The 25,047-nt window shown below is 40.0% G+C and carries 18 protein-coding genes and 6 tRNA genes; 5 read left to right on the top strand and 19 right to left on the bottom strand.

The genetic code is table 11. The features are described 5' to 3' along the window. Positions 1 to 21: 21 nt before the first annotated feature. The 10 genes from acnD to FCS21_RS12410 all read right to left on the bottom strand — a co-directional run bounded on the left by acnD (position 22) and on the right by FCS21_RS12410 (position 7,528). Positions 22 to 2,676, bottom strand: a complete 2,655-nt coding sequence (gene acnD / locus FCS21_RS12455; protein WP_138623866.1) for a Fe/S-dependent 2-methylisocitrate dehydratase AcnD — start codon at positions 2,674 to 2,676, stop codon at positions 22 to 24. A 181-nt stretch (positions 2,677 to 2,857) separates the two neighbouring features. Next, complete coding sequence (gene prpC, locus FCS21_RS12450) at positions 2,858 to 4,009, bottom strand: bifunctional 2-methylcitrate synthase/citrate synthase (protein ID WP_171035702.1); 1,152 nt, start codon at positions 4,007 to 4,009, stop codon at positions 2,858 to 2,860. 170 nt (positions 4,010 to 4,179) lie between these two features. Beyond that, entirely contained in the window at positions 4,180 to 5,085 is a 906-nt protein-coding gene (gene prpB / locus FCS21_RS12445; protein ID WP_138623864.1) for a methylisocitrate lyase, read from the bottom strand. Position 5,086: 1 nt separating this feature from the next. Further along, complete coding sequence (locus tag FCS21_RS12440) at positions 5,087 to 5,791, bottom strand: GntR family transcriptional regulator (protein WP_138623862.1); 705 nt, start codon at positions 5,789 to 5,791, stop codon at positions 5,087 to 5,089. Between the two features lie 607 nt (positions 5,792 to 6,398). Next, positions 6,399 to 6,474 (bottom strand) — tRNA-Glu (locus FCS21_RS12435). A 226-nt stretch (positions 6,475 to 6,700) separates the two neighbouring features. After that, positions 6,701 to 6,776, bottom strand: a tRNA-Glu gene (locus tag FCS21_RS12430). 99 nt (positions 6,777 to 6,875) lie between these two features. Beyond that, a tRNA-Glu gene (locus FCS21_RS12425) sits at positions 6,876 to 6,951 on the bottom strand. Between the two features lie 106 nt (positions 6,952 to 7,057). After that, positions 7,058 to 7,133: transfer RNA gene (locus FCS21_RS12420), tRNA-Glu, on the bottom strand. A gap of 130 nt (positions 7,134 to 7,263) precedes the next feature. Next, a tRNA-Glu gene (locus FCS21_RS12415) sits at positions 7,264 to 7,339 on the bottom strand. Positions 7,340 to 7,452: 113 nt separating this feature from the next. After that, positions 7,453 to 7,528: transfer RNA gene (locus tag FCS21_RS12410), tRNA-Ala, on the bottom strand. 431 nt (positions 7,529 to 7,959) lie between these two features. Here FCS21_RS12410 and FCS21_RS12405 point away from each other — a divergent pair. Further along, positions 7,960 to 8,847, top strand: a complete 888-nt coding sequence (locus tag FCS21_RS12405) for a gluconeogenesis factor YvcK family protein (protein WP_138623860.1) — start codon at positions 7,960 to 7,962, stop codon at positions 8,845 to 8,847. Positions 8,848 to 9,190: 343 nt separating this feature from the next. On the opposite strand, the gene dcd is transcribed toward FCS21_RS12405, so the two are convergent. Together dcd and apbC are read right to left on the bottom strand one after the other, a co-directional pair. Next, a complete protein-coding gene (gene dcd, locus FCS21_RS12400) occupies positions 9,191 to 9,781 on the bottom strand; it encodes a dCTP deaminase (protein ID WP_138623858.1) in 591 nt (196 codons plus the stop codon). A 98-nt stretch (positions 9,782 to 9,879) separates the two neighbouring features. Further along, positions 9,880 to 11,094: an iron-sulfur cluster carrier protein ApbC gene (gene apbC, locus FCS21_RS12395; protein ID WP_222927969.1), complete on the bottom strand. Its 1,215-nt coding sequence runs from the start codon at positions 11,092 to 11,094 to the stop codon at positions 9,880 to 9,882. Positions 11,095 to 11,213: 119 nt separating this feature from the next. On the opposite strand from apbC, the gene metG reads away from it, so the two are divergent. From metG to FCS21_RS12375, 4 genes are all read left to right on the top strand, one after another. Beyond that, positions 11,214 to 13,361 (top strand): methionine--tRNA ligase, encoded by a 2,148-nt coding sequence (gene metG / locus FCS21_RS12390; protein ID WP_138623928.1) that lies wholly within the window; start codon positions 11,214 to 11,216, stop codon positions 13,359 to 13,361. A 122-nt stretch (positions 13,362 to 13,483) separates the two neighbouring features. After that, positions 13,484 to 13,903, top strand: a complete 420-nt coding sequence (rcsF, locus tag FCS21_RS12385) for an Rcs stress response system protein RcsF (protein WP_246047231.1) — start codon at positions 13,484 to 13,486, stop codon at positions 13,901 to 13,903. A 5-nt stretch (positions 13,904 to 13,908) separates the two neighbouring features. Then, entirely contained in the window at positions 13,909 to 14,718 is an 810-nt protein-coding gene (gene tsaA, locus FCS21_RS12380) for a tRNA (N6-threonylcarbamoyladenosine(37)-N6)-methyltransferase TrmO (protein WP_138623856.1), read from the top strand. Positions 14,719 to 14,978: 260 nt separating this feature from the next. Then, positions 14,979 to 17,114: a M3 family metallopeptidase gene (locus FCS21_RS12375; RefSeq protein WP_138623854.1), complete on the top strand. Its 2,136-nt coding sequence runs from the start codon at positions 14,979 to 14,981 to the stop codon at positions 17,112 to 17,114. Positions 17,115 to 17,249: 135 nt separating this feature from the next. Here FCS21_RS12375 and FCS21_RS12370 read toward each other — a convergent pair whose 3' ends face one another. From FCS21_RS12370 to FCS21_RS12340, 7 genes are all read right to left on the bottom strand, one after another. Further along, entirely contained in the window at positions 17,250 to 18,179 is a 930-nt protein-coding gene (locus tag FCS21_RS12370) for a TauD/TfdA dioxygenase family protein (RefSeq protein WP_246047229.1), read from the bottom strand. Between the two features lie 34 nt (positions 18,180 to 18,213). Next, positions 18,214 to 18,984: a class II aldolase/adducin family protein gene (locus tag FCS21_RS12365; protein WP_138623852.1), complete on the bottom strand. Its 771-nt coding sequence runs from the start codon at positions 18,982 to 18,984 to the stop codon at positions 18,214 to 18,216. Between the two features lie 235 nt (positions 18,985 to 19,219). Further along, positions 19,220 to 20,176 (bottom strand): AraC family transcriptional regulator, encoded by a 957-nt coding sequence (locus FCS21_RS12360; protein WP_138623850.1) that lies wholly within the window; start codon positions 20,174 to 20,176, stop codon positions 19,220 to 19,222. Positions 20,177 to 20,461: 285 nt separating this feature from the next. Next, positions 20,462 to 21,091 (bottom strand): LysE family translocator, encoded by a 630-nt coding sequence (locus FCS21_RS12355; RefSeq protein ID WP_138623848.1) that lies wholly within the window; start codon positions 21,089 to 21,091, stop codon positions 20,462 to 20,464. 117 nt (positions 21,092 to 21,208) lie between these two features. Further along, entirely contained in the window at positions 21,209 to 22,069 is an 861-nt protein-coding gene (locus FCS21_RS12350; RefSeq protein WP_138623847.1) for a TIGR04219 family outer membrane beta-barrel protein, read from the bottom strand. Positions 22,070 to 22,377: 308 nt separating this feature from the next. Further along, positions 22,378 to 23,181, bottom strand: coding sequence for a DUF2189 domain-containing protein (locus FCS21_RS12345; RefSeq protein WP_138623845.1), 804 nt, complete (start codon positions 23,179 to 23,181; stop codon positions 22,378 to 22,380). A 315-nt stretch (positions 23,182 to 23,496) separates the two neighbouring features. After that, the gene (locus tag FCS21_RS12340; protein WP_138623843.1) at positions 23,497 to 24,477 is read right to left on the bottom strand and encodes a transposase; all 981 of its coding nucleotides are present in this window, start codon (positions 24,475 to 24,477) and stop codon (positions 23,497 to 23,499) included. Positions 24,478 to 25,047: the final 570 nt, after the last annotated feature.

Genomic DNA, 25,047 nt, shown 5'->3' with positions numbered 1-25,047 from the left:
AGCTGTCATGAAAATAATCGTTTAGGCATTAGACTCCAAGAAATCGTTGGCAAACTTTTGTAACACCCCACCAGCAGCATAAACAGATACTTCTTCTGCGGTATCTAAACGACACTTCACTGGTATTTCAACTTGCTCACCACTTCTACGTGTCATCAATACACTCATAGTGCCACCAGGAGTCATGTTTTCAATATGCCCTTCACTGTTAACGCCTTCAACATCAAAGGTTTCAGTGCCATCAATATGATAAGTATGACGAGTTTCACCCTGTACAAACTCAAGTGGCAATACGCCCATACCCACTAAGTTAGTACGGTGAATACGCTCAAAACCTTCAGATATAATGACTTCAACACCGGCTAAACGAACCCCTTTGGCCGCCCAATCTCGTGAAGAGCCTTGACCATAGTCAGCACCGGCAATAATGATTAATGGCTGCTTGCGCTGCATGTAGGTTTCAATGGCTTCCCACATGCGAGACTCAGTACCCTCTGGCTCAATACGCGCTAAAGAACCCTGTTTTACTTCACCGTTATCATCTTTACACATTTCGTTAAATAATTTCGGGTTAGCAAACGTTGCTCGTTGCGCGGTTAAGTGATCACCACGATGGGTAGCGTAAGAGTTAAAGTCCGCTTCAGGTAAACCCATTTTAGCTAAGTAGGCACCCGCTGCACTGTCTAACTGAATGGCATTTGACGGTGATAAATGATCGGTCGTAATGTTATCGCCAAGTACTGCTAATGGCACCATACCTTTCATAGTACGAATCCCAGCCATCGCCCCTTCACCTTCTTTATTCCAATAAGGTGGACGACGGATATAAGTACTGGTTAAGTCCCAGTCATATAATGGACTTTTAGCTGGTTCAAACGCACCTAAATCAAACATTGGCGTATAAATTTTCTTAAATTGCTCAGGCTTAACACATGAAGCAACAATAGCATCGATTTCTTCATCTGATGGCCAAATGTCTTTCAAGGTAATATCATTACCCTTTTGATCTTGACCTAAAATGTCTCTTTCAATATCAAAACGCATCGTACCTGCAATCGCATAAGCAACCACTAATGGTGGTGATGCTAAAAACGCTTGCTTGGCATAGGGATGAATACGACCATCAAAGTTACGGTTACCTGACAATACCGCTGTTGAGTATAAATCACGGTCAATAATTTCTTGTTGAATTTTAGGATCTAACGCGCCACTCATACCGTTACAAGTAGTACAGGCATAACCCACAATACCGAAGCCTAGCTTTTCCATTTCAGTCAGAAGTCCTGCTTCTTCTAAGTAAAGCTTGGCGACTTTTGAACCTGGGGCAAATGACGATTTAACCCAAGGTTTACGCACTAAACCTAGTTCGTTAGCGCGTTTAGCGATAAGGCCAGCAGCAACAACATTACGAGGGTTTGAGGTGTTAGTACATGAAGTGATAGCGGCAATAATGACTGCGCCATCGGGCATTTGACCATTCGCTTCTTGTTCTTTACAAGTGCTTAAGTCTTTAGCAATACTTTTTGACACTAAGTCGCTAGTTGCTAAACGGCGATGCGGATTAGAAGGACCTGCTAAATTACGTGTAACCGTTGATAAATCAAATTCGATTACCCGTGGATACTGGGCTTCAACTAAATCATCGGCCCATAAACCGGTGTGTTTGGCATAAGTTTCAACGAGCTCTACTTGCTCAGGTTCACGGCCAGTCATTTTCAAATAATCAATGGTTTGTTCATCAATATAGAACATACCGGCCGAGGCACCATATTCTGGTGTCATGTTTGAGATAGTTGCTCTATCACCAATGGTTAAGGTTTTAGCACCCTCACCGAAAAATTCTAAATAAGATGAGACCACTTTTTGATCACGTAAAAATTCAGTGATTGCTAGTACCATATCGGTCGCGGTAATGCCGGGTTGACGTTTACCCGTTAACTTAACACCAATAATATCAGGTAAGCGCATCATCGATGGACGACCTAACATAACCGTTTCAGCTTCTAAACCACCGACACCAATAGCAATAACACCTAAGGCATCAATATGTGGTGTATGGGAATCAGTACCCACACAAGTATCAGGGAAAGCAACACCATCACGAGATTGAATAACCGGAGACATTTTCTCTAAGTTAATTTGGTGCATAATACCGTTACCGGCTGGAATAACATCAACGTTCTTAAACGCCGTTTTGGTCCATTCAATAAAGTGAAAACGCTGTTCGTTACGTCTGTCCTCAATAGCGCGGTTTTTATCAAACGCTTCTGGGTCAAACCCTGGCGCTTCTACAGCCAAAGAGTGATCAACAATTAACTGAGTTGGTACTACCGGATTGACTTTGGCAGGGTCACCGCCTTGTTCGGCAATAGCATCACGAAGGCCGGCTAAATCAACTAACGCGGTTTGTCCTAAAATGTCATGACAAACAACACGTGCTGGATACCAAGGAAAATCAAGATCTTGTTTAACTTCAATAATTTGCTTTAACGAATCGGTCAGTGTTGCGGGATCACATTTACGCACTAATTGCTCGGCAAGTACACGTGACGTGTAAGGTAGTTTAGCGTAAGCACCTGGCGCAATGGCCTCGACGGCTTCACGGGTATCGTAAAAATCTACATTAATGCCATTTACTTTATAACCCGGTAACGGTTTGCGATATTGGTAATTCATAACTTAATCCAGTGAATATTTCTAATAACAATAATTAAAAATAAAGGTATTAAAAAATACCTTTATATTAATCGAGTCTAGACGAGGGGAGTTGCTTTGAGTTCAAGGCGGACGATACGACGCATAGTTTACTATGCGCGTTGAGGTCCAACGACGAAATCAGAGCAAATACCAAGTCTGCTTATCTAGCAGAGATAGGCTGAACCTTACGTGGCTCACTACCCGTATAATCAGCACTTGGACGAATTATACGGTTATTAGCACGTTGCTCCATCACGTGAGCCGCCCAACCGGTTAAGCGTGAACAAACAAAAATCGGCGTAAATAACTTGGTAGGAATACCCATATAGTTATAAGTAGAAGCATGGAAAAAATCAGCATTACAGAATAATTTTTTGGTATCCCACATAAATTCTTCACACGCGACTGAAATGTCGTATAAAGAAGTATCACCATTCTCCGCGGCTAATTTTTCAGACCACGCTTTGATAACTGTATTACGCGGGTCTGAAGTGCGATAAATAGCATGACCAAAGCCCATGATTTTTTCTTTGCGGGCTAACATACCAGACATTTGCTCTTTAGCATCAGTAGGTGATTTGAATTTTTCAATCATATCCATCGCCGCTTCATTAGCGCCGCCGTGCAATGGTCCACGCAAGGTACCAATAGCACCCGTAATACATGAGAACATATCTGACAAAGTTGATGCACAAACACGAGCGGTAAAGGTTGACGCGTTAAATTCATGCTCCGCGTATAAAATTAACGAAACATCCATCACGCGTTTATGCTGCTCTGAAGGCTCTTCTTGATTTAATAAGCGTAAGAAGTGGCCACCTAATGAGTCTTCATCGGTCATACAGTCAATTTCAACACCGTCATGTGAAAATTTATACCAATAACACATAATGGCAGGAAACGCCGCTAGCAAACGATTAGCTGCTTGATTTTGTTCAGAAAAATCTTTTTCTGGTTCAATATTGCCCAACATAGAGCAACCCGTTCGCATAACATCCATAGGATGAGTATCTTTAGGAATTAATTTCAATACCGATTTTACTGCATCAGGTAAGTCGCGCATTGGTTTTAACGCTGACTTATAAGCCGCTAATTGCGCTTGGTTTGGTAATTCGCCATTAAAAAGTAGGTAAGCCACTTCTTCAAACGTTGCGTTTTCAGCTAAGTCAGCAACATCATAACCACAGTAAGTTAACCCTGAACCTGATTTACCTACGGTACAAAGTGCAGTTTCACCGGCGCTTTGTCCGCGAAGTCCTGCCGTATTTACTGGTTTGCTAGCCACTGTTTTTTCTGCTGTTGTATCGGTCATAATCTTTTTCCTTATTTTATAATATTCATCACAAATAATTTTTTGTATCAAGGTTACTGAGCTAGTCGCTCAGTAACTACAGACGTTATACCATTCCTTACAATCAATTCCTTGCCTCTAAGCATTTAAACTCTGGCTAAGAGATCACTTTCTTATATGGATTGGTATTATTACTTATTCTTACCTTCAGAGAAGAGCGCATCTAGCTTCTGCTCATAATCGTGATAACCAAGGTAGTCATATAAATCCATACGGGTTTGCATATTTTCAATTTCAGCTTTTTGATCGCCATCAGCTAATAAGGTTCTATAAACGGATTCAGCTGCTTTATTCATCGCGCGAAATGCTGATAATGGATAAAGTACCATCGCACAGCCCCACTCACCTAATTGTTCTTTATTCCACAACTCTGTTTCACCAAATTCAGTAATATTAGCTAATACCGGTACATCTAATGCTTGTGTAAAGGCGCGGTAATGCTCTTGTGTTTTTACCGCTTCAGCAAAAATACCGTCAGCGCCTGCAGCAACATAGGCTTTTGCACGCTCTAATGCGGCTTCAATACCTTCTTGTGCAAACGCATCTGTACGCGCCATAATAAAAAAGTCAGGGTCAATACGCGCATCAACAGCAGCGCGAATACGATCTGCCATTTCTTCGGTTGAAACAATTTCTTTATTAGGGCGATGGCCACAACGCTTTTGCGCCACTTGATCTTCTATATGTACCGCTGCTGCACCGGCTTTTTCCATATCTCGAATTGTTTTAGCAATATTAAACGCCCCACCCCAGCCGGTATCAATATCAACTAATAACGGTAAGCTTGATGCGTTAGTAATGCGTTGTACATCGGCAACCACATCATTGAGGGAAGTCATACCTAAATCAGGTAAGCCGTAAGAAGCATTAGCAACCCCGCCACCAGATAAGTAAATAGCTTGGTGACCAAGTTGCTGAGCCATCATTGCACAGTAAGCGTTAATGGTACCGACCACTTGCAAGGGTTTGTTGTTTTCTAGGGCAAGACGAAACTTTTTACCCGGTGAAAGTGCTCTTGTTGATACATTTACTGACATCTTAGATCTCCTCAGATTTTTGGGCTGCTTCTTGTAAAGCAATTTTATTTTCAATATTTTTTCGTGATGCAGCAATGTGACGTCGCATTAGCATTTCTGCTAATTCTCCATCTCTATCTGCAATCGCTTGAATTATTCGAGAATGTTCATCAAAAGCACGACTAGCTCTTGGGCTATTCATGCCAAATTGACAACGGTACATGCGAACTAAGTGGTATAACTGCCCACAAATAAGATTAATTAACTGCTGATTATGGCTACCAAGAATAACCTTATAATGAAAATCAAGATCTCCTTTTTCTTGGTAGTAAGCTACACCATCTTGCAATGCTTTATCACCAGCATGTTGAGTTAGCATGTCTTGCATATAGGCTATCTCTTCATCCGTCATATTCAACGCGGCTTGTCGACACGCCATACCTTCTAGTGCTTCTCGAGTGATATAAAGTTCAAGTAAACCTTCAATGGTACAATCGACAACGCGTGAACCAACATTGGCTTTACGTTCAATTAAATGACATTTTTCTAGGCGATTTAACGCTTCACGCAACGTAGAGCGACTTATTTGGTAGTGTTTCGCAAGCCCGGGCTCACTTATTTTACTGCCTGCAGCCATATCTCCTTCAACAATAGCATGCTGAAGTTGTTCAAAAACTTTATCCGCAGTGGTAACTGCCGCCTGTGTTGTTGGATTTTGTAAAAACATAACTGTCTTTTAAGCCTGATATAAAAGTCATATTAGCTTTGTCACCAAAACATAAAATTGTCGACAAACCTAACGATATGAATCCATAGTAACCTATTTAAAGTAATATTCAAGTAGACTTAAGTATAATTGTCGACAATATTAAATATTTGTAGTGAGTATTGAGGCTAATAACCTTGATAAGTGGTAGTTTAGGGGCTAAATAAAGGGGGAAAAGAATGCTTGTTCAGGAAAATGTGCTCCTGCATTCTCTAATAAGCTACCTGCGTGTAACGCTCTTGTCAAATCAATAACGCAGCATGTAAGCCTTTGATTAGGGACTCGCCCTCTGGGAGCGTATAGGCACCATGATAACGTCACAAAATCTATTGGATGGGGAATTAAGCTATATCGACACAAATTTTATTTGTGCTAATGTCGTCCATGCTGTTCTAAGTGGTCACTTATTTATACCAAATGTTGTAAATAAAGAGGGAGAAAGAATCGTTGCTCAGCCAAGCTGATAATTGACAGCTAAAAATTAAGCAAAAAAAAACCCACGCAATATCTACATATTGCGTGGGTTTTCTCATTATTTATTTAGTTCACTCTATTTAGTTAAATAAAGTGGCATCCCTAAGGGGATTCGAACCCCTGTTACCGCCGTGAAAGGGCGGTGTCCTAGGCCTCTAGACGATAGGGACACTGATTGATTTAATCACTCTATTAATAACGATAAATAGCAGTAGATATAAAATCATTTCAAACTATCTAGCAGATCACTCTGCTGATTTACTTAATCAACAATACGATTAAACATCATTGAAAAATAAAACTCTAAATTTCTTATTTAAATATTATTAACATAATATTTTTCAGTAATAAGATAACTGTATGCTCTCTTTATTATACCGTTAACGTATAAATAAGTGGCATCCCTAAGGGGATTCGAACCCCTGTTACCGCCGTGAAAGGGCGGTGTCCTAGGCCTCTAGACGATAGGGACACAGGATTTAGTCGTTACTAACATGACTAAATTCAGAACCGCTTAATTTTTAAAAGTCTAAGCAACTTTTCTACTTAATGCTCATTCTCAAAAGAGAATTGGCATCCCTAAGGGGATTCGAACCCCTGTTACCGCCGTGAAAGGGCGGTGTCCTAGGCCTCTAGACGATAGGGACACAGGATTTAGTGGATTACTAAAGCAACACAGCTAAATACAGAACATGCTTAATTTTTAAAAGTCTAAGCAACTTTTTTACTTAATGCTCATTCTCAAAAGAGAATTGGCATCCCTAAGGGGATTCGAACCCCTGTTACCGCCGTGAAAGGGCGGTGTCCTAGGCCTCTAGACGATAGGGACACAGGATTTAGTGGATTACTAAAGCAACACAGCTAAATACAGAACATACTTAATTTTTCATAAGTCTAAGTAACTTAATTTCCCTTACCTTCTATCTATATACATATAGATTAAAAGATAAAGAGAATAGTGGCATCCCTAAGGGGATTCGAACCCCTGTTACCGCCGTGAAAGGGCGGTGTCCTAGGCCTCTAGACGATAGGGACACAAGGTAGAATGTTTATTATAAAAATATTATTTATAATAGTAACGAACTAACTAAACTATCTATTTTTTGTTAATGATTACTTTACAGTTCACGTTAACAAAAAACCTAATATGGTGGAGCTATGCGGGATCGAACCGCAGACCTCTTCGCTGCCAGCGAAGCGCTCTCCCAGCTGAGCTATAGCCCCGAATTATTCGAGTTGTTTAACAACTGGCCTAATAGCTATTAAACATGCTTTCAACCAGTGGACCTAACACTTGCTGAAAACGAGGCGCATTATGAGCAGCAGCCGATAAACTGTCAACACTTATTTGTAAAAAAAAGCATTTAATTACGAAGAAAGTGTTTGTTTGATCGCATAATAACCAACCTGACTATTTATTAACTAATACAAACTAACTTGCTGTAATATTAGTGTAATTATTAACCAGACAAAATAGCTTAGTCATTTATGCATCTTACTTAACCTGTCTATTTAAGCATAATGAGGCAATGCCATCGGGATAACTCTCTATATCGTTATATTGGCTTAGCTGAGCTTGCCTACTTTATTTTAATGTCATTTAACGGTATGGTTTATAGATCTTAGCTATATATACAAATAAAGCAGTAAAGCGTATGCCGCTCAAAAAAATTAACATCGTCGCTATTGGTGGCGGACACGGCTTAGGTCGTGTACTTTCTACTCTTTCATTTATGGGCAATAAACTCACCGGTATTGTAACAACCACTGACAATGGCGGTTCAACAGGTCGCTTAAGACAACGAAGCAGTAGTATTGCTTGGGGTGATTTACGTAATTGTTTAACGCAGTTAGTTGATCCAAACACCGTTGGTAGCCAATTATTTAATTTTCGCTTTGAAGGTAATGATGAGCTTGGTGGTCATAACCTAGGTAACTTAATCTTATATGGCCTTGGTAAAGTGCAATCACGCCCCATGGACTCTATTAAGCTAGTACGCCGTATATTAGGGGTAAGAACTCATGTATTACCGATGTCGGAAACACCCACTGATTTAATGGCTTTTTATCCTGAAGGGCGCTGTCGCCTTGGTGAGTTGTCTGTCGATGAAATGCCAATTATGCCTACCGACCTTATGCTAGCGCCTTTGGTTAAATCCGTTAAGCCCTGTATTGACGCCATTAATAATGCCGATCTTATTATTCTTGGTCCTGGTAGTTTCTTAACCAGTGTAGTGCCGCCTCTTTTAGTAAGAGATATTGCCAAAGCATTAGATAAGCGCAAAGGCCACTGTGTTTTTATTGAGAATATTGTTGCCGAAAAAAGCCCAGCTGCAGCATTATCCCTAGATGAAAAGCTTGACTGGATTAAAAGAAATATTGGTTGTATGCCCATTGATAGTGTTATTTGTCAAGATGAACAACTGAACTCAAATAGAGTCAATATTATTTGCCAGGACCTGCGTAATGATGACGTGGCGCATCATCATGATAAAGCCAAACTCATTAGTGCATTAGAAGCCTGTTTAATACCAATCTATTAAGTTATTTCCCACTCAGCCAGAATTAAAAGGCTTAGAGGCAAGGCATTGATTGCAGAGAATGGTTATTCCCTTGTCAAAATCAATAACGCCGGCTATAAGCCTTTTAAACTGGCCCTTGGGAGCTTATTAGCAAACTGATAACCGCACAAAATTGATGAAATATAGTCTAACTATACTCAACCAATTTTGCTTGTTCTAAGCTCGCTAATATAGCGCTGAGTTGGGAATAAATTTAATAGAATTGGTATAACACAAACACCTAGTCCAACTAAAACAAAAATAGCGAGCTAAGCTCGCTATTTTACCATTACCTTACCACTGTTTTTCTAAAGTAAATTAAAGGCTATTTGTGATCATCTTGGCTTATCCGGCTAGCAACAGCGCCTTTTTGACCTCGATATTTTGCATCTTCACGTTTGTTATAAGGGCGCTGAGCACTTGATGACATGGTTTCAAAGTTTAACGCCGCTATCTTCATTTTAGGACGAAGGGCTAGCGGTAACTTACCACTATTATAAAATTCTAACACGATTTGACCAGACCAACCTGGATCAATACGATGTGCGGTTACATGAACCATTAAGCCTAAACGCGCCAATGATGAACGACCATCAAGCCAGCCAACAATATTATCTGGTAAGGTGACTGACTCTAACGTTACCGCTAATGCTAGTTCACCTGGATGTAAAAAGAACGCGTCACCATCAGCAACATGAATTTCATCACTCATAATAGAGTTCATTGCTTCTTGTACTTGCGCCTTAGGTGCGCTCAAGTCAATATAGGGGGCGGTATGCTCTTGAAACACTCTAAATTCATTACCCAATCTAATATCGACACTTACCCCTGAGATCATTGAAATATCAGGTTGTGGCTCAATAATAATTGAACCTTCATCAAGGTATTTTTCTATATCTTTATCACTTAATCTCATAATGGTTTGTCTATACTCTTAATTTACTTGGGTTAATTTTTTAATTTAATTTGCTGAACTAAGCAAAGCTGAATTGGGCTTACTTGGCCTAATGCTCGTTAAGGCTTAACAATTACTGTTGCAGTGAGTGGGCTGGCATTATCACACTGTAAAAATAATTGGGCCGACATATTTCGCGCTATTTTACGGTAATGATTAGCTATTTCACCAGTGCTATTTTCAATTATGTCCGATTCTCCAAAATCAGCGTCTTGGCGAATACCAATATCTAAAGGTAATTGCCCTAACAAATGGGTTTGGTAATCTTGTGCCATATGCTCACCTCCTGCTTCGCCAAAAATATGACTTTTATGACCACAGTTTTCACAAAGGTGATAACTCATATTTTCAACAATACCTAATACTGGTACCTTAACTTTATCGAACATGGCAATACCTTTCACGGCATCAATTAAGGCTATATCTTGTGGTGTCGTCACTATCACGGCAGCTGCCACAGGCACTTTCTGCGCCAAAGTCAGTTGAATATCACCCGTACCCGGTGGCATATCAATGAGTAAATAATCAAGCTCAGGCCAGTCGGTTTCATTTAATAACTGATTAAAGGCCGTACTCGCCATAGGACCTCGCCATACGGTAGCATCGGCTTCATCAACTAAGAAGCCAATCGACATAGCGCTTAAGCCTTTAGCATTTAGCGGCGTCATTAGCTTACCATCACTAGAGCTTGGTTTTTCGTTTTTAATACCTAACATCGAGGGAATTGATGGACCGTATATATCGGCATCCAAAATACCTACGCTAGCGCCCTCTGCCATTAACGCATAAGCTAAGTTAACGGTTGTCGTTGATTTCCCCACCCCACCCTTACCTGATGCGATGGCAATAATATTAGCAATTTTACCTTGTGCTGGGCTTGCTTGTTCAGTGCCGTTTTGTGTTTTGTTCAGGGTAAATTGACGTACCGGTTTTATCGCTAACTCAACGTTTATACTTACCGGGCATACTAGGCTTTGCGTTAATGTTTGCGCCAGTAAATCGAGCTCACCTTGACAAACAAATGGCATCACTAAATTAATGGTGATTTTTTTAGGTTTTTTTGCTTTGTTATGATCTTGCGTAATCGTTAATTGTTGGCAAACAGCCAGCACACCTTGCGGAAAATTATCAGTCACATAATGCGACAATGACTCGTTAATTAATTGCTCTATTTCAACGGGCGTTAGTGTTTCGTTGTTTGATTTCATATCAACTTCGGGCGTTTTTTGTGAGAATATTTTACCAAACTTTTTACCTAACTTTTGACCTAACATAGTAACTTTGAGACCTTTATAAAAAAAATTGCTAAATTAGTTGCATTCAACTAATGAAAATCATTAGTAAATTCTGTACTATTGCCAACATTATTGCCATCAAAAAACGATTATTTTTCATGTCTGACACTACTTTATCTGCAGCTACTTCAAACACTGCTTCAAATGCTTTACAAGAAAAGCGTAAAATTCTTGTCACTTGTGCCCTACCTTATGCCAATGGTTCAATTCATTTAGGTCACTTACTCGAACATATTCAAACTGATATCTGGGTACGCTTTCAGCGTATGCGTGGTCATGAAACGTATTTTGTTTGTGCTGACGATGCACACGGTACGCCTATCATGCTTAAATCTCAGGAATTAGGTATTACCCCTGAAGAAATGATTAATGGTGTCCGCGAAGAACATATGCGCGATTTTGCCGATTTTCATATCAGCTTTGACAACTACCACACCACACACAGTGAAGAAAACCAAACACTGGCTAGCGATATTTATAATCGTTTACATGCTAAAGGTCATATAAAAACACGCGTTATTTCTCAACTATACGATCCTGAAAAAGGTATGTTTTTACCTGATCGCTTTATTAAAGGCACTTGCCCTAAATGTAAAAGTGAAAATGAAAACGGCGATAGCTGCGATAGCTGTGGCGCAACGTACTCACCGACTGAGGTCATTAACCCTCGCTCAGTAGTATCAGGCGCTACCCCCATATTAAAAGACTCTGAGCATTACTTTTTTGACTTGCCAGCGTTTGAAGGCATGCTTAAAGACTGGATCCGCAGTGGTGCATTGCAAGAAGAAATGGCCAACAAACTGTCTGAATGGTTTGAGCAAGGCTTAAAACAATGGGACATTAGTCGCGACGCGCCGTATTTTGGTTTTGAAATACCCAATGCTCCAGGTAAGTTTTTCTATGTGTGGTTAGACGCACCTATTGGTTACATGGGCAGCTTCAAAAATCTTTGTAATAAAGATAACACGATTGATTTTGACAGTTTTTGGAAGGAAGGCTCTGATGCTGAGCTTTATCACTTTATTGGTAAAGACATTATTTATTTCCATAGTCTTTTCTGGCCCGCAGTGCTCGAAGGCGCTGGGTATCGTAAACCAACCAGTGTTTTTGCCCATGGTTTTGTTACCGTAAATGGCGAAAAAATGTCTAAATCTAAAGGGACTTTCATCAAAGGTCGTACTTACCTCGACAACTTAAACCCAGAATATTTACGTTATTATTATGCAGCTAAATTAACCAGCCGTATTGATGACTTAGATTTAAATCTGGAAGATTTTGCCCAACGCGTTAACTCTGACTTAGTCGGTAAAGTAGTTAATATCGCTTCTCGTTGTGCAAGCTTTATTAGTAAACGCTTTGATGGCATGTTATCAACGAATATAGACAACCAAGCACTAGCTGATGAAGTAATGGCTGCGGGTGACAGTATTGCGGCTCATTATGAATCGCGTGATTTTGGTCGTGCTATGCGAGAAATCATGGCATTAGCTGATAAAGTCAATGAATATATCGCCATTAAAGAACCATGGCAGTTAGTGAAAGATGAAACCAAGCAACAAGAAGTACAAGACATTTGTTCGCTAGGTATTAATATGTTCCGTACTCTAATGATCTATTTAAAACCAGTATTGCCGGTACTTGGCGATAGCACAGCAGCGTTCTTAAATGATGAGCTAGTTTGGGAAGGCCACAAAACCTTATTAACAGACCATAAAATCAATAAATTCAAAGCATTACTGCAACGCGTTGATATGGATAAAGTTAATGCCATGACCGAGGCGTCAAAAGACAGCTTAGGCGGCGCAGAACAAGCAGATGAAAAACCAGCCAAGAAGAAAGCCGCTAAGCCAAGTAAAGCCGTTGATAATTCAGCTGCCTTAGCAGACCCGTTAGCAGCAGACCCTCTTTCTGAAGAAATTAGCTTTGATGATTTTGCTAAAATTGACTTACGTATTGCTAAAATAGTTAACGCTGAACATGTTGAAAAAGCAGATAAGTTATTAAAACTTACCTTAGCACTTGATGAAGCCGGCACCGAAACACGTCAAGTGTTTGCCGGCATTAAATCCGCTTATCAACCAGAAGATTTAATTGGTAAGCACACGGTAATGGTCGCTAACTTAGCACCACGAAAAATGCGCTTTGGCATGTCAGAAGGTATGGTATTAGCTGCAGGACCTGGCGACAAAGACTTATGGATATTAAATCCAGAAGACGGTGCTAAAGCCGGTATGCGTGTTAAGTAGCTAAACAATACGTTAAGTACTACTCTACGTAAAACTCACAAAAAAGGTATGGTAATGCACTATGCCTTTTTTATTACCTGTCACTTTATACTGTCACTTCATACATAATTAAAGGATATCGTATGCGTTTTATTTTTATGACAACGTTTATATCAAAAAAGCTGCTAGCAACCACTTTACTCACCGTTATGCTAGCGAGTTGTAGCGGTAACTATACTTTCAATAGTAATGTTAAGCCTGACAATGCTAAGCAATACTTTAGCGCGAGCAAGGTTAAAGTGTTTAACGATGAAGCTGAGTTTATGTCAAGCTTTAACTATGTCGGCTTAGTTGAAGGTTTTGATTGTCAAGAAAAGCCACACCTTGCACCACCTGACGCCGCTAACGCGCGTACTCAAGCAAGACAAGCGGCATTTTTACAACAGGCCAATGGCGTTATTTTTACTAGCTGTATTGCAATAGAAACTAAGCACTGTGTTGCGCAAACGGTTTGTTATGGTAAAGCCTACCGATTAGGGCCTCCACATGAGCCAATAGAGTAATAGTAATGTCAATAAACTGTGAAGGCTTTGCTCAAAATAAAAGTAACAGGCAGAGTAAAAAGTTAAGTGAAAAACCAAATCAAATTAAAGAACAAAATCAGGCTTATACCTTTAATGCCATAGGCGTTATTGAGTCTCCCTATCAAGAAAAATTTGCTATTCCTCGCCAACCCAACTTAGTCACTGCAGCCAAAGGTAAAGTGGTACTTATCGGTGACGCTAATAACCATGAATTGGTGCGCGATATTGAGCAGTTTAGTCATTTATGGTTACTGTTTGTTTTTCATGGCACCCAAGAGCAAGGCTGGAAACCCCTAGTACGCCCTCCTCGTTTAGGTGGTAATGTAAAAACCGGTGTACTGGCGACCCGCTCTACCTTTCGACCAAACCCTATTGGTATGTCGGTGGTCAAGCTTGATAAAGTAGTGACTAAAAACCAACAAACCATTTTACATATTTCTGGGCTGGACTTATTAAACGCCACACCAATTATCGATATAAAGCCTTATGTGCCTTACTCCGATGCCATTGTTGATGCCAAAGCAGGCTTTGCTCAACAGCAACCTGATACCAGTTTATCCGTGGTTTTTAGCGAACAAGCACAAGCTGATTTACTCCACTATAAACAGCATAATAGCGAATTGGCGTTATTGATAGAACAAGTGTTAAAGCAAGACCCTAGACCTGCTTATAAACGAGGCAAAGCAGACGATAAGCTGTATGGTATGAGCTTATATGACTTAAATATTCAATGGCGATTCACCACCTTAGATAGCGTTTTGGTGGTCAATATTACTCAGGCTAATGCCAGTTAACGAGCTAGTTAACAAGAGAGTTATGCGCCAATATTTATCAACAAAACGGTAACGCTAAGCAAGCACCAGTAAGCGACAATGCTGCTTTTTGACTGTTTTTAGAGCGACTTATGACCTAGCCGTCTATAATTTCTTACACTTTTGCGTTTAAACCCCATTTATTACCGATGAACAAGATTGTATATAACGCTACATTTGGTAAATTAACTAAGTTTCCCATCCGCATAGCCTATTTCGGCTAATACTTTTATGGAGTTATTATGCGTAAGACATTAATCGCGACTACAATTGCTAGTGTTTTTATATTATCAGCCTGCACATCAAACGATTCAAACAATATGGCAAAAGAAAGCGCTACCCAAGAGCAACACATTAACGCTAACAATGTCTTGCTTAAACCAAGCCCCTTACAATATATGGCACCTGAGTTTACTAAATTTGGCACCAAAGATTACCAAGCCGCATTTGATGCAGGTATTGCACAGCACAATGCAGAAATACTGGCCATTGCCAACAACCCAGCGCCAGCCACTTTTGAAAACACTTTAGTTGAAATGGAACTGGCAGGCGAGCTACTAAACCGTGCATCAGCTGCGTTTTATAACCTATCAGGCCTTATTTCAAACGACGAATACCAACGTATTGATAAAAAAATGGCGCCGGTTTTCTCGGCTCACTCTGATGACATTTATTTAAATGGTGCATTGTTTAAACGTGTACAAACGGTATACGACAATAAAGATAAGTTAAGCGCTGAAGATCAACGCCTAGTCGATTTTTACTACAAACAGTTTGTAAAAGCCGGTGCAAAATTAAACGATGCTGAAAAAGCAAAAATGCGTGAAATCAACGCAGAGCTTGCAAAACTATCAACTGAATTTTCTCAAAACGTATTAAAATCGTTTAAAGAAGATGTCATTGTGGTTACTGATAAAAGCAAACTTGCGGGTTTATCTGAAGGTGAAATTGCCGGTCTTGCAGCCGCTGCTGAAAAAGCAGGCAAAGATGGCTACATGATCACCTTAGTGAACACCACGCAACAACCTATTTTAGCAAGCCTTGCAAATCGCGAACTACGTGAGCAAATTTTTAAAGCATCAACCAATCGTGCTGCTAAAACAAACGGCCCTATCATTATTAAAGAAACTAACCTGCGCGCACAAAAAGCAGAACTGTTAGGCTTTAAAGATTGGGCCTCATATGTAATGACTTCACGCATGGCGCAAACTACTGATAACGTGTACGGCATTTTAGATGACTTAGCGCCAAAAGCCGTTGAAAAAGCGCAAGCAGAAGCACAAGCAATTCAAAAAGTAATTCATGATTCGGGTGAAAACTTTAAACTTAAACCATGGGATTGGTCTTTCTACGCAGAAAAAGTACGCGCTGAAAAATACGACCTAGATCCAGCATTGGTTAAGCCTTACTTTGAAATGCAGTCGGTTATCCATAACGGTCTGTTCTTCGCTATGGAAAAACTTTACGGTATTACCTTTAAAGAGCGTAAAGACCTGCCGGTTTACCACGACGATGTAATGGCATTTGAAGTATTTAACGCCGATGGCAGCGCCATTGGTTTATTTTACATGGACCCATATGCACGTGAAGGTAAGCGTGGCGGTGCATGGATGAGTGCATACGTAAGCCAAAGCGGCTTAAAAGGCACTAAACCTGTTATTTACAACGCACAAAATATTCCAAAGCCGGCTGAAGGCGAGCCAACGCTCATGACGTTTGACGAAGTATCAACCTTATTCCATGAGTTTGGTCATGCGGCGCACGGGCTTTTCTCTGACGTTAAATACCCAAGCCTTGCGGGTACTGCCACCGCTCGTGATTTTGTTGAATTTCCATCTCAAGCGAATGAAGATTGGATGATTGAGCCAAGTGTATTAGCTAACTACGCTAAACATTACAAAACAGGTGAGCCAATCCCTCAAGCACTACTAAATAAAGTACTTGAGTCGCAAAAGTTCAACCAAGGTTTTGGTACCACTGAATACTTAGCTGCCGCACTACTGGATATGGAATGGCATTCATTTGGTTCTGATAAGAAAGTTGCTGACGTACAGCAGTTTGAAAGTGATGCATTAAAAGCACACGGTATTGATTACTACCCGGTACCACCGCGTTACAAGTCAAACTACTTTAGCCATACCTTTGCTGGTGGTTATTCCGCAGGGTACTACGCTTATCTATGGACTGAAGTATTTGCCGCAGACGCTTTTACTCACATGGAAAACAACGGTGGCTTGACGCGTGAAAATGGCGATAAGTTCCGTAAAGAAATCCTGTCTAAAGGTAACAGCCGCGACTTAATGCAGAGCTATATTGAGTTTAGAGGCCAAAAACCAACGACAGATGCACTACTTAAACGCCGTGGTTTAGTCGACTAGTTAACGACTTAATTAGCGGCTTAGTTAGTGATATAGTTAAGTGGATAGCGATGTTTATTAAAATCGCTATCCCTTATTCAGTTATTTCAATTATTTCAATTATTTCAATTATTTCAATTATTTCAATTATTTCAATTATTCAGTTGTTAACACTCTACCAAGCGTCACATCACCTTTAATCGTCGTGCGGTTAATCACACGTTTTACACCTACCTTGGTACCGGTTGTACAATGCATTGCACGCCAGTTATCCCATAAAACCAAATCGCCTTTTCGCCATTGGTGAAAATAGGTAAACTCTGGCTGAGTCGTGTGTTTTATTAAGCGCTCTAATAGCTCAATAGACTCATCATTTGATAAACCAAACTGCTGAGGCGTCACCACTCTGTCCAAAAATTGCTCTACTACTTCCAGGACTTTACGACCGCTGATAGGGTGCGTAACTACCGCTGGGTAGGCTGCATCAGGAAAGTCAGGAAAACCTATATCCGTTGGCTTCATTGGGCTATTAGGTCCTGGCTCATAACCGTCTACATTGACATAACGCATGTGCCGACGCTGCATGCTGAAGCTATACACTACCTCTAATTTCTCAAGTATGGCTTTGGTTTCATCATCAAGGGCGTCATAGGCTTTGGCTAAATCACCAAAGCCAGTAAGACCATCTTCTTCAGCCACCACTACCGCTCGCAAAAGTGCGCCATGGTTTGGTCTAGCCGTGTAGTGTAAGTCCATGTGCCAATCTAAGCGGCCTACTATTTCTTGACCTTTATAAAAGGCGGTTTGGAATTTATCCATGTCGCCACCATTTTTCAATTCAAATAACTCTGGGTATTCGTCGTTTTGCGTGACTTTCAAAGGATGGAGCTCTAAATCACCAAAAATGCGACTAAATGCTATTTGTTTTTCAGGATCGACGTCTTGATCGCGAAACACCAATATTGCATGCTCGTACCACAAGGCTTTTAACGCTGCTTTTATTTCATCAGTTAACGGGGCATTAATATCAAAACCTGATACTTCTACACCAACATTATCAAGCGGAGTAACGGTAAGTGTCATCATTTATTCCTTATTTTTAACGCTAAGCTGTAGAAGTTTACTCCACTAAATTCGGATCAAGGCGCAACTCTTTGCGCGCCATGGCTTCCCAAATAAACGGAAATCCGTTGTCATCAGCAATAGAAACTTTGTTAACTTCTTCATCACTTAGCGGGGTTCCGCCGCCGCCTAACTCAACTTGATAAGCACGCTTACTGCGCCACTCTAAGGTAATGGCGCGAAGGTGTGCTTGACGCAAATCTTTACCAACCACTAATGAGCCATGATTAGCTAACAAGGCCCATTTAGCATCGCCTAAAGCTTCAACCGCAGACATACTGGTCGCTTCATTTTCAAAGGTACCTTCATATTCGTTATACAAAGGCAGCTCAACACCACAGTAGGCACTAGCCTGATCATAAACGGGTGGTACTCTTTGCATGCACGCCCAAATACCGCTGTAGTGTGGATGGTTATGAATAACCACGTGCGCATCAGGGCGCATAGCATGTAGCTGTAAATGCAGACCAATGGCGGGGGTCACGTTCCATTCACCTTCAATAACATTACCTTTGGGGTCGAGGGTTACAATATCGCTGGCTGTCAATTCACTCCACGCTAACTCCCATGGGTTAGTTAAAATATTACCGTTTGGTAAACGATAGGTGATATGTCCAGCAATATGATCATCCCAGCCTTCACGCACCAGCATACGGCACATCAGCGCAACTTGCGCTTTATCGCTTAGCTCTGGTAGTAATGCTTTACGCCCTGGTCGTGTTGCAAATCGATCGAGCATAGCCTGGTTAACGCCGTCATATTTTTTCATGATAAATGTCATCCTGTTGTTTAAACGCAGAAAATAAAAGCTTTACCTACACTTGGACGAGTAATAAACAGCCTTTTATTTGCTATAAAATATTAAGTCGTCGTTAAGATAGTCGCTAATATAGTAGGTAATACGCCTTAGCTAAGCTTGTCCAATTTAGCCAATTTATTATCTGATATAGCCATTAAAAGGACATCATCTACAGGGACTATCTATGGCTATCTACCTACAGATATTATTTAACGTCAAACAAGGCTTGTCGAAAGGCACGTGGCGAAAGCCCAGTCCATTTTTTAAAAGCGCGATGAAAGCCAGAGCTGTCTGCATAGCCAAGTTGTTGCCCTATTCGGGTAATAGACAAAGTAGGATCGCTTAAATGGCGTCTGGCGTGAATTTCTTTGACTTGGTCAATAAGCTGCTGATATCGCCAACCTTGAGCCAACAACTTACGGCTTAAGGTACGTGGGCTGCAGTGTAGCCTCATAGCTGCTGCATGTAGAGAAGGTGGCGCGGCAGGGTCTTCAACAATAATTTGTGAAAGACGCCATGCAATATCGCCTTGATTGTGGGTAATACTTTTTTCTTCACAAAGTTTTTTATATAGCGTCACACTTTGCGGACTGGCCTGAGGCAAGGGTTTATCTAAAATGTCTGCGCTAAAGAATAGTTGCGTCGTGGGTGCATCAAATTCAATAGGACACTGAAAAATAGCTTCATAACGCGCAATATGAGCAGGTGCTGGGTAATTGCACCTCAATTTGGTGATTGGCAATGCCTGACCAAGCACCCAACGAGCCGTAGTAACAATATTTGCTAAGATATCTTCAATGGCAAGTAAACGCAGTTCGCCAAGCTCTGTTTTAGCATCAATTTGATAACAACCTTGCGCTTGAATTTCGCTAAAAGAGGTTACCACTAAGTTACCTGAAAACCGTCCTGAGTAACTTTGATACTTCAATCCTGCGTTACTCGCTTCACGCAAAGTGGCGCTACTTATCATTAAGTAGGCAAGTTGGTCATGCGTCGCAATTGAGCGCTGCAATCCTAATATTAATCCTAGGTCACTGCCTTTATAACTACGCTGAGCATCAACTAACAAGCCTTTATGCTGTTTTGCACTAATTAACGCATCATGTCCGTGAAGATCAATATCATTAATAGCATTTTTGGCGGCAATGGCCTTAGCATCCATGCCGACACTAGCAAGAAAATCGAGCAGCCAAATAATATAACGTGCATCAGTATATATGACTTTATTCCTTATAATAATCAGCTTACCGTGAAGCTGATGCAGTACATTGAAGTGTAAGTAGAATAAACGACATACATGTTCTATTCAACAGGTGTTGATTATACTGACCTCACTGATGATAAAATGATTGTTTGAGTAGTGTTGAGTGAAGATAAATAGCGCTTCAATTACGTTTGTCATTTTTGCAACCAAGGAGTAATAGCTGCGCAGTGAGGTTGATAACCATTAATTTGAGCGAGTGACAATAACTTTTATACCCAATGCTACCATTGCCCCACCTAGAGTACGGTCTATCCAATGACCATACTGCTTAAAGCGAAGATTAATTGAAGGCCGTGATAAAATACCAACCAGTAACGAAAACCAAGCAAATTGTATGAGCATAATCCATGCACCGTATATAGCTATTTGATATATCGGCATATCCGGAGATAAAACAACGGTAAACAGAGATACAAAATATATTGGTGCCTTAGGATTTAAGGCATTACATAAAAAACCGACCCCGATGCTTTTCTTTGCTGAATATTTTTTCGCTGTAGTGGCATTCGTTTCGTTTTTACCCGTAGATTTAGCGTTAAGACCTTTAATCCCCAGATAAATAAGGTAACCACCACCTAGTATTTTAATAGCCCAAAGAGCACTTGATGAATTGGCAACCACAGTGGCTAAGCCAAAAGCAGAATATGTAATATGAATAGAAAGCCCTAATGTAATGCCAATACTACACATTAACCCTGCTCTTTTTCCATTGCATAAGGTTTGCTGTGAGACTAAAACAAAGTCAGGTCCAGGCGATGCCGCCGCTAACAAATGGATAGATGAAATTAATAATAAACCTTGTATAAGTTCCATTTAAACACCTCAATTAATATTATCGGTTAAAATAAGCGACCAAGCAGTAAAAGCCAACTGTTTTTACTCTGGTTGAGCAACTTAGCTTTTATAGCGTTCATACTAAAACATTAACGTTTAAAAATGTGTCATGACGCCGAAAAAAACACCTTTAAATTCAAGTTCAGTATATAAATTATCTACATCTTCAAATTCCATTTTCAAAATTCTATAGCCTAAGGTCACATTAAAAGCCACCACGCTGCTATCAACTAGATCGTAACTTAAGCCAACTTGATAGTCATAAAGTGAATGATCCGCGATTAATAAAAAATCACCTTGGCCAAATACACTTAGCCCCCTTAGCGGTAAGTTAATGTTTGTAGCAACATAGAGCATAGGCTCAATGTCGTTGGTCTTTATTTTATCTGTCGCAATAGTCGTTGTTGTTTCTGTAACAATATGGCCATGTTCTGGGTGCTCTTCAGCATCCAAACCACCATCATGACTTGTCATAACAGTAGTTGTTGTATCCGTTTCAGTGACAGCACCATCAAAATCTCTAGCGGTTAAACCCAAATCAAATGAAAATAAGCCGTTATCAAATAATGGGTAATATAAGGTATAATCTACATAACTGATATCAACATCTGTATCAACATTGTTATAAATAACGGTACTGTCATTGTCGATGCTAAACCTTTGCGTTGAATTAGTTTTCCCTACATTATCAAGCCTAGTACTTGAAATACGTAGATTAGGGAGCATAGAGAATGGATGTTTAACGCCAATAAAGTAGTTACTTTGCTGTGTTTTTTTTAAATTAAAGCCACTTAGCGTATTTTTTTTACCAAAAAAACCACTTACCTCACTTTGCCAGATTTGACCGCCCAGATATAGACCAACCTTATTATTTTCTTGTGGGGTAAAAGTAAACGCAGCTTGTACATTAGCAGTAAAAAATGCCATAAGCATTACTGAAAAAACTATTTTTTTCATTGAGTTATTATCCTTAATTTGCGAACGACATATTCCATATTTTAGCTAGTCGCCATCACAGTTATAAACACAAACACTTTATTATGGGTGGCATGATAAGTACTACCAAACCCTTTATTATGGGTGGCATGATAAGTACTAAAAAATAATAATATCAACTTAAGTAGTAGATTTCATTATTGTGCGTAAAGTAAAAGTGTATTTCAATCAATGAGTTTTAAGTCAGGTTGGGTATATTTTTCTGTAGTATATATAATAAAAAAGCCACTCAACAGTGGCTTTTCTGGATGAAATATTAGTAAATAAACTTATTCATAATCTCGTTGGCGTTTTGTTTTGATAACGGCAATATAGGCGTGCCAGCTAGCAAAAGCTAAAATTGGCATCGTTATAATAAATCCAATCCCTAACGTTAAAACACTAACACCTACCATAGTTAAAATGATCAAAGACCAAATAAACATGGTCATCGCGTTTTTATTGACCGCTTTAACCGACGTTGTTAATGCGGTCATAATATCAACACGCCTTTCCACCATAATTTGTGGCGTAAAGGCTGATAGAGTAAAAACAACCACTGATATTATCGCACCTGCTGTTACTCCCATAGCAAGAAAGCTAATTAACTGTTCAAGAGAAGGATCGACTTGGCTAGGATATAAAACGTGTATAAGCGCAGCTATACGCATCCATGCCATCATAATAATAACTAATACCAATGCAAAGCCCCACTCACCTACAGGATTACGAAACATTGACTTCAAGCTATGGGTAAATGTTGGGGTATGGCCTTTTTCTAACTCCCAAGCCACATCATATAAACCGGTCGCAAAAGCAGGCCCAATAACCGCAAAGGCCACCGTTGCCGGTAGAATAAATAAATGATTTTGAGTAGATAACACTAAGAAGCAAATACTGATCGGTACAATACTAAACAACAAGCCGTAGCTTAATGCAATTAATGGTGCATTGAAAAAGTCTTTCACTGCTAAACTTAGCCAATGAAAAGGCGCAAAAGCTGAAACAACATTAGCATCAATAGCTCGACTAAAATCTCTCGTTTTTACTGTGTTTGTTTTTTCTTTACTGTATTCAATATGCGAAGTAGCCATGGTGACTCCCGTTAAACATTAGTTAAATATCAAGTGTAATGATTAATACGGATATAATAGTCAAGTAGATCATTATGAATTATGCTTATCGCCTGCTTATCGTGCCAGCCATAATAACGATAGTGTTACAGATGAAGTAATGATTAAAGAGGTGTAATCTACATAAAGCGAATTGAGAGTGTGATGAACTATTTTTCTATTAACTTTTACACTTATAGTCTTTAAGTCGAAGGGATTAGTGTAATTTTGATATAGCTACGCCTGCTATCTTGAAGGTAACGATAATATTTATCCATTAATCTATGCATTGATACGTTATGCGCTATTCAAGCAAGCTTTAGCATTCGCTATGCCATGAGTGCGCTGCAGACCCACATGCGCACTAAATTCACATAAGTGCTCGACAGTACCTACCGCACCGGTGAAGATAACTTCAAAATCATTGGTTAATTTTAACCAACTTTCATCACTGAGGTGAAGTCTGCTTAGGATATCGGTTACCTCTGCATTGATTACGCCGCGTTTATCTTCTCTAAGTACTCGCCCTGTTTCATCAACCAGTGTTAAATAGTCTTGTAAACTAAAACAAATACCCTTGCATTGGGTTTGATGTGCATTACCAACAAAGGGTAATAATTTTTTGGGTTGCTTGCCTTTAATGGCGGCTTTGATACGTAATTGAATACTGGTGAAATCAGATTGCTCTGGCGTCGCTGCAATCGCTGCCCGTACTGGGTTTAAATCAACATAAGCCATACACGATAATAACGCCCCTTCATCAAGCAGTGCTTGGGATGTAAAGCGCCCTTCCCAAAAGTGCCCTGTGCAGTTATCTTCTCGGTTCGCTTGGCGTGCTATCGGCTCATTGAGTGAGCGCATAAACCAGCTGATATCAATTAACCGCTGTTTGTAAACCTTCGCAGTGCTTTCAACCATGGCGAGTTGAAACTTATCAAGAGCTTGTTTTTTAGCATATTGTTGGGTGAGTAATGTGCCTTTAAATAACTGATGCCAGCGCATTAATACTTCATCAATTGACCAACTTTTCACTTGCTCACTATCAACATGCAACACTAAATGTAAATGATTATGCATCACCGCATGAGCGCAAATATCGATAGCAAAGACTTGAGATAATTGAAACAGTCGCTTTTCAATCCAGCTACGCCTGTGTTCAAAACTGACACCCGTCTCCTTATCTACTCCACATAAAAACGCCTTACGTACCGTGCGACTGCAAAGGTGATAATAAGGCGTATCCAATAAACTAATTTGTTGTGAACGAGGCTTCGCCATGACAATCACCAAGCTAAGTGAGAAAAGGTAAAGTAAGTCTAGTGCATTGAGTGAAATATAGACAGGTTATTATGGGTGGCATGATAAGTAGCAGTTATTTGTCCTGTTAATTTGTTTGTTATATGCAAACTACATGGCAAGCACTACCTTACCAAAAACACCAAAGTTTATAGCGTGGAATGAGTAGAATTAAAAAACAGATCACCACGACACACCAAACTTTGAATTTTGAGCCACTCGCCAAACTGCTTAAGCGAATGCTCCAAAACTAGAAATTACCGCAAAACGTATTGAGCGATAAACAACGAAACTTAGTTGGCGAAAAACTGCTAAGCCAAAAGCTATAACAAGGTTTTATAACACATAACTCACCACAAAAAAGAACGATACAAGCGCCCTGCTTTGTTAATAAATACAAAAACTAACCATTAAATGATTCGAATTCGTGGTGACATATAGACACAATGACTTCCCACGAGGTGCTAGCCTCTGAACGTGGGTTAGTTTGACAAACCAGAGCCATACTATATGTGTCAACAATATAAAACAGAGGCTAGCATGATAAAACAT

This window comes from Colwellia ponticola, assembly GCF_005885605.1.
GTDB classification, from domain to species: Bacteria; Pseudomonadota; Gammaproteobacteria; order Enterobacterales; family Alteromonadaceae; genus Colwellia; species Colwellia ponticola.
Note: the sequence above shows the minus strand (reverse complement) of the source record. Positions and strands in the feature narration are given on the sequence as shown.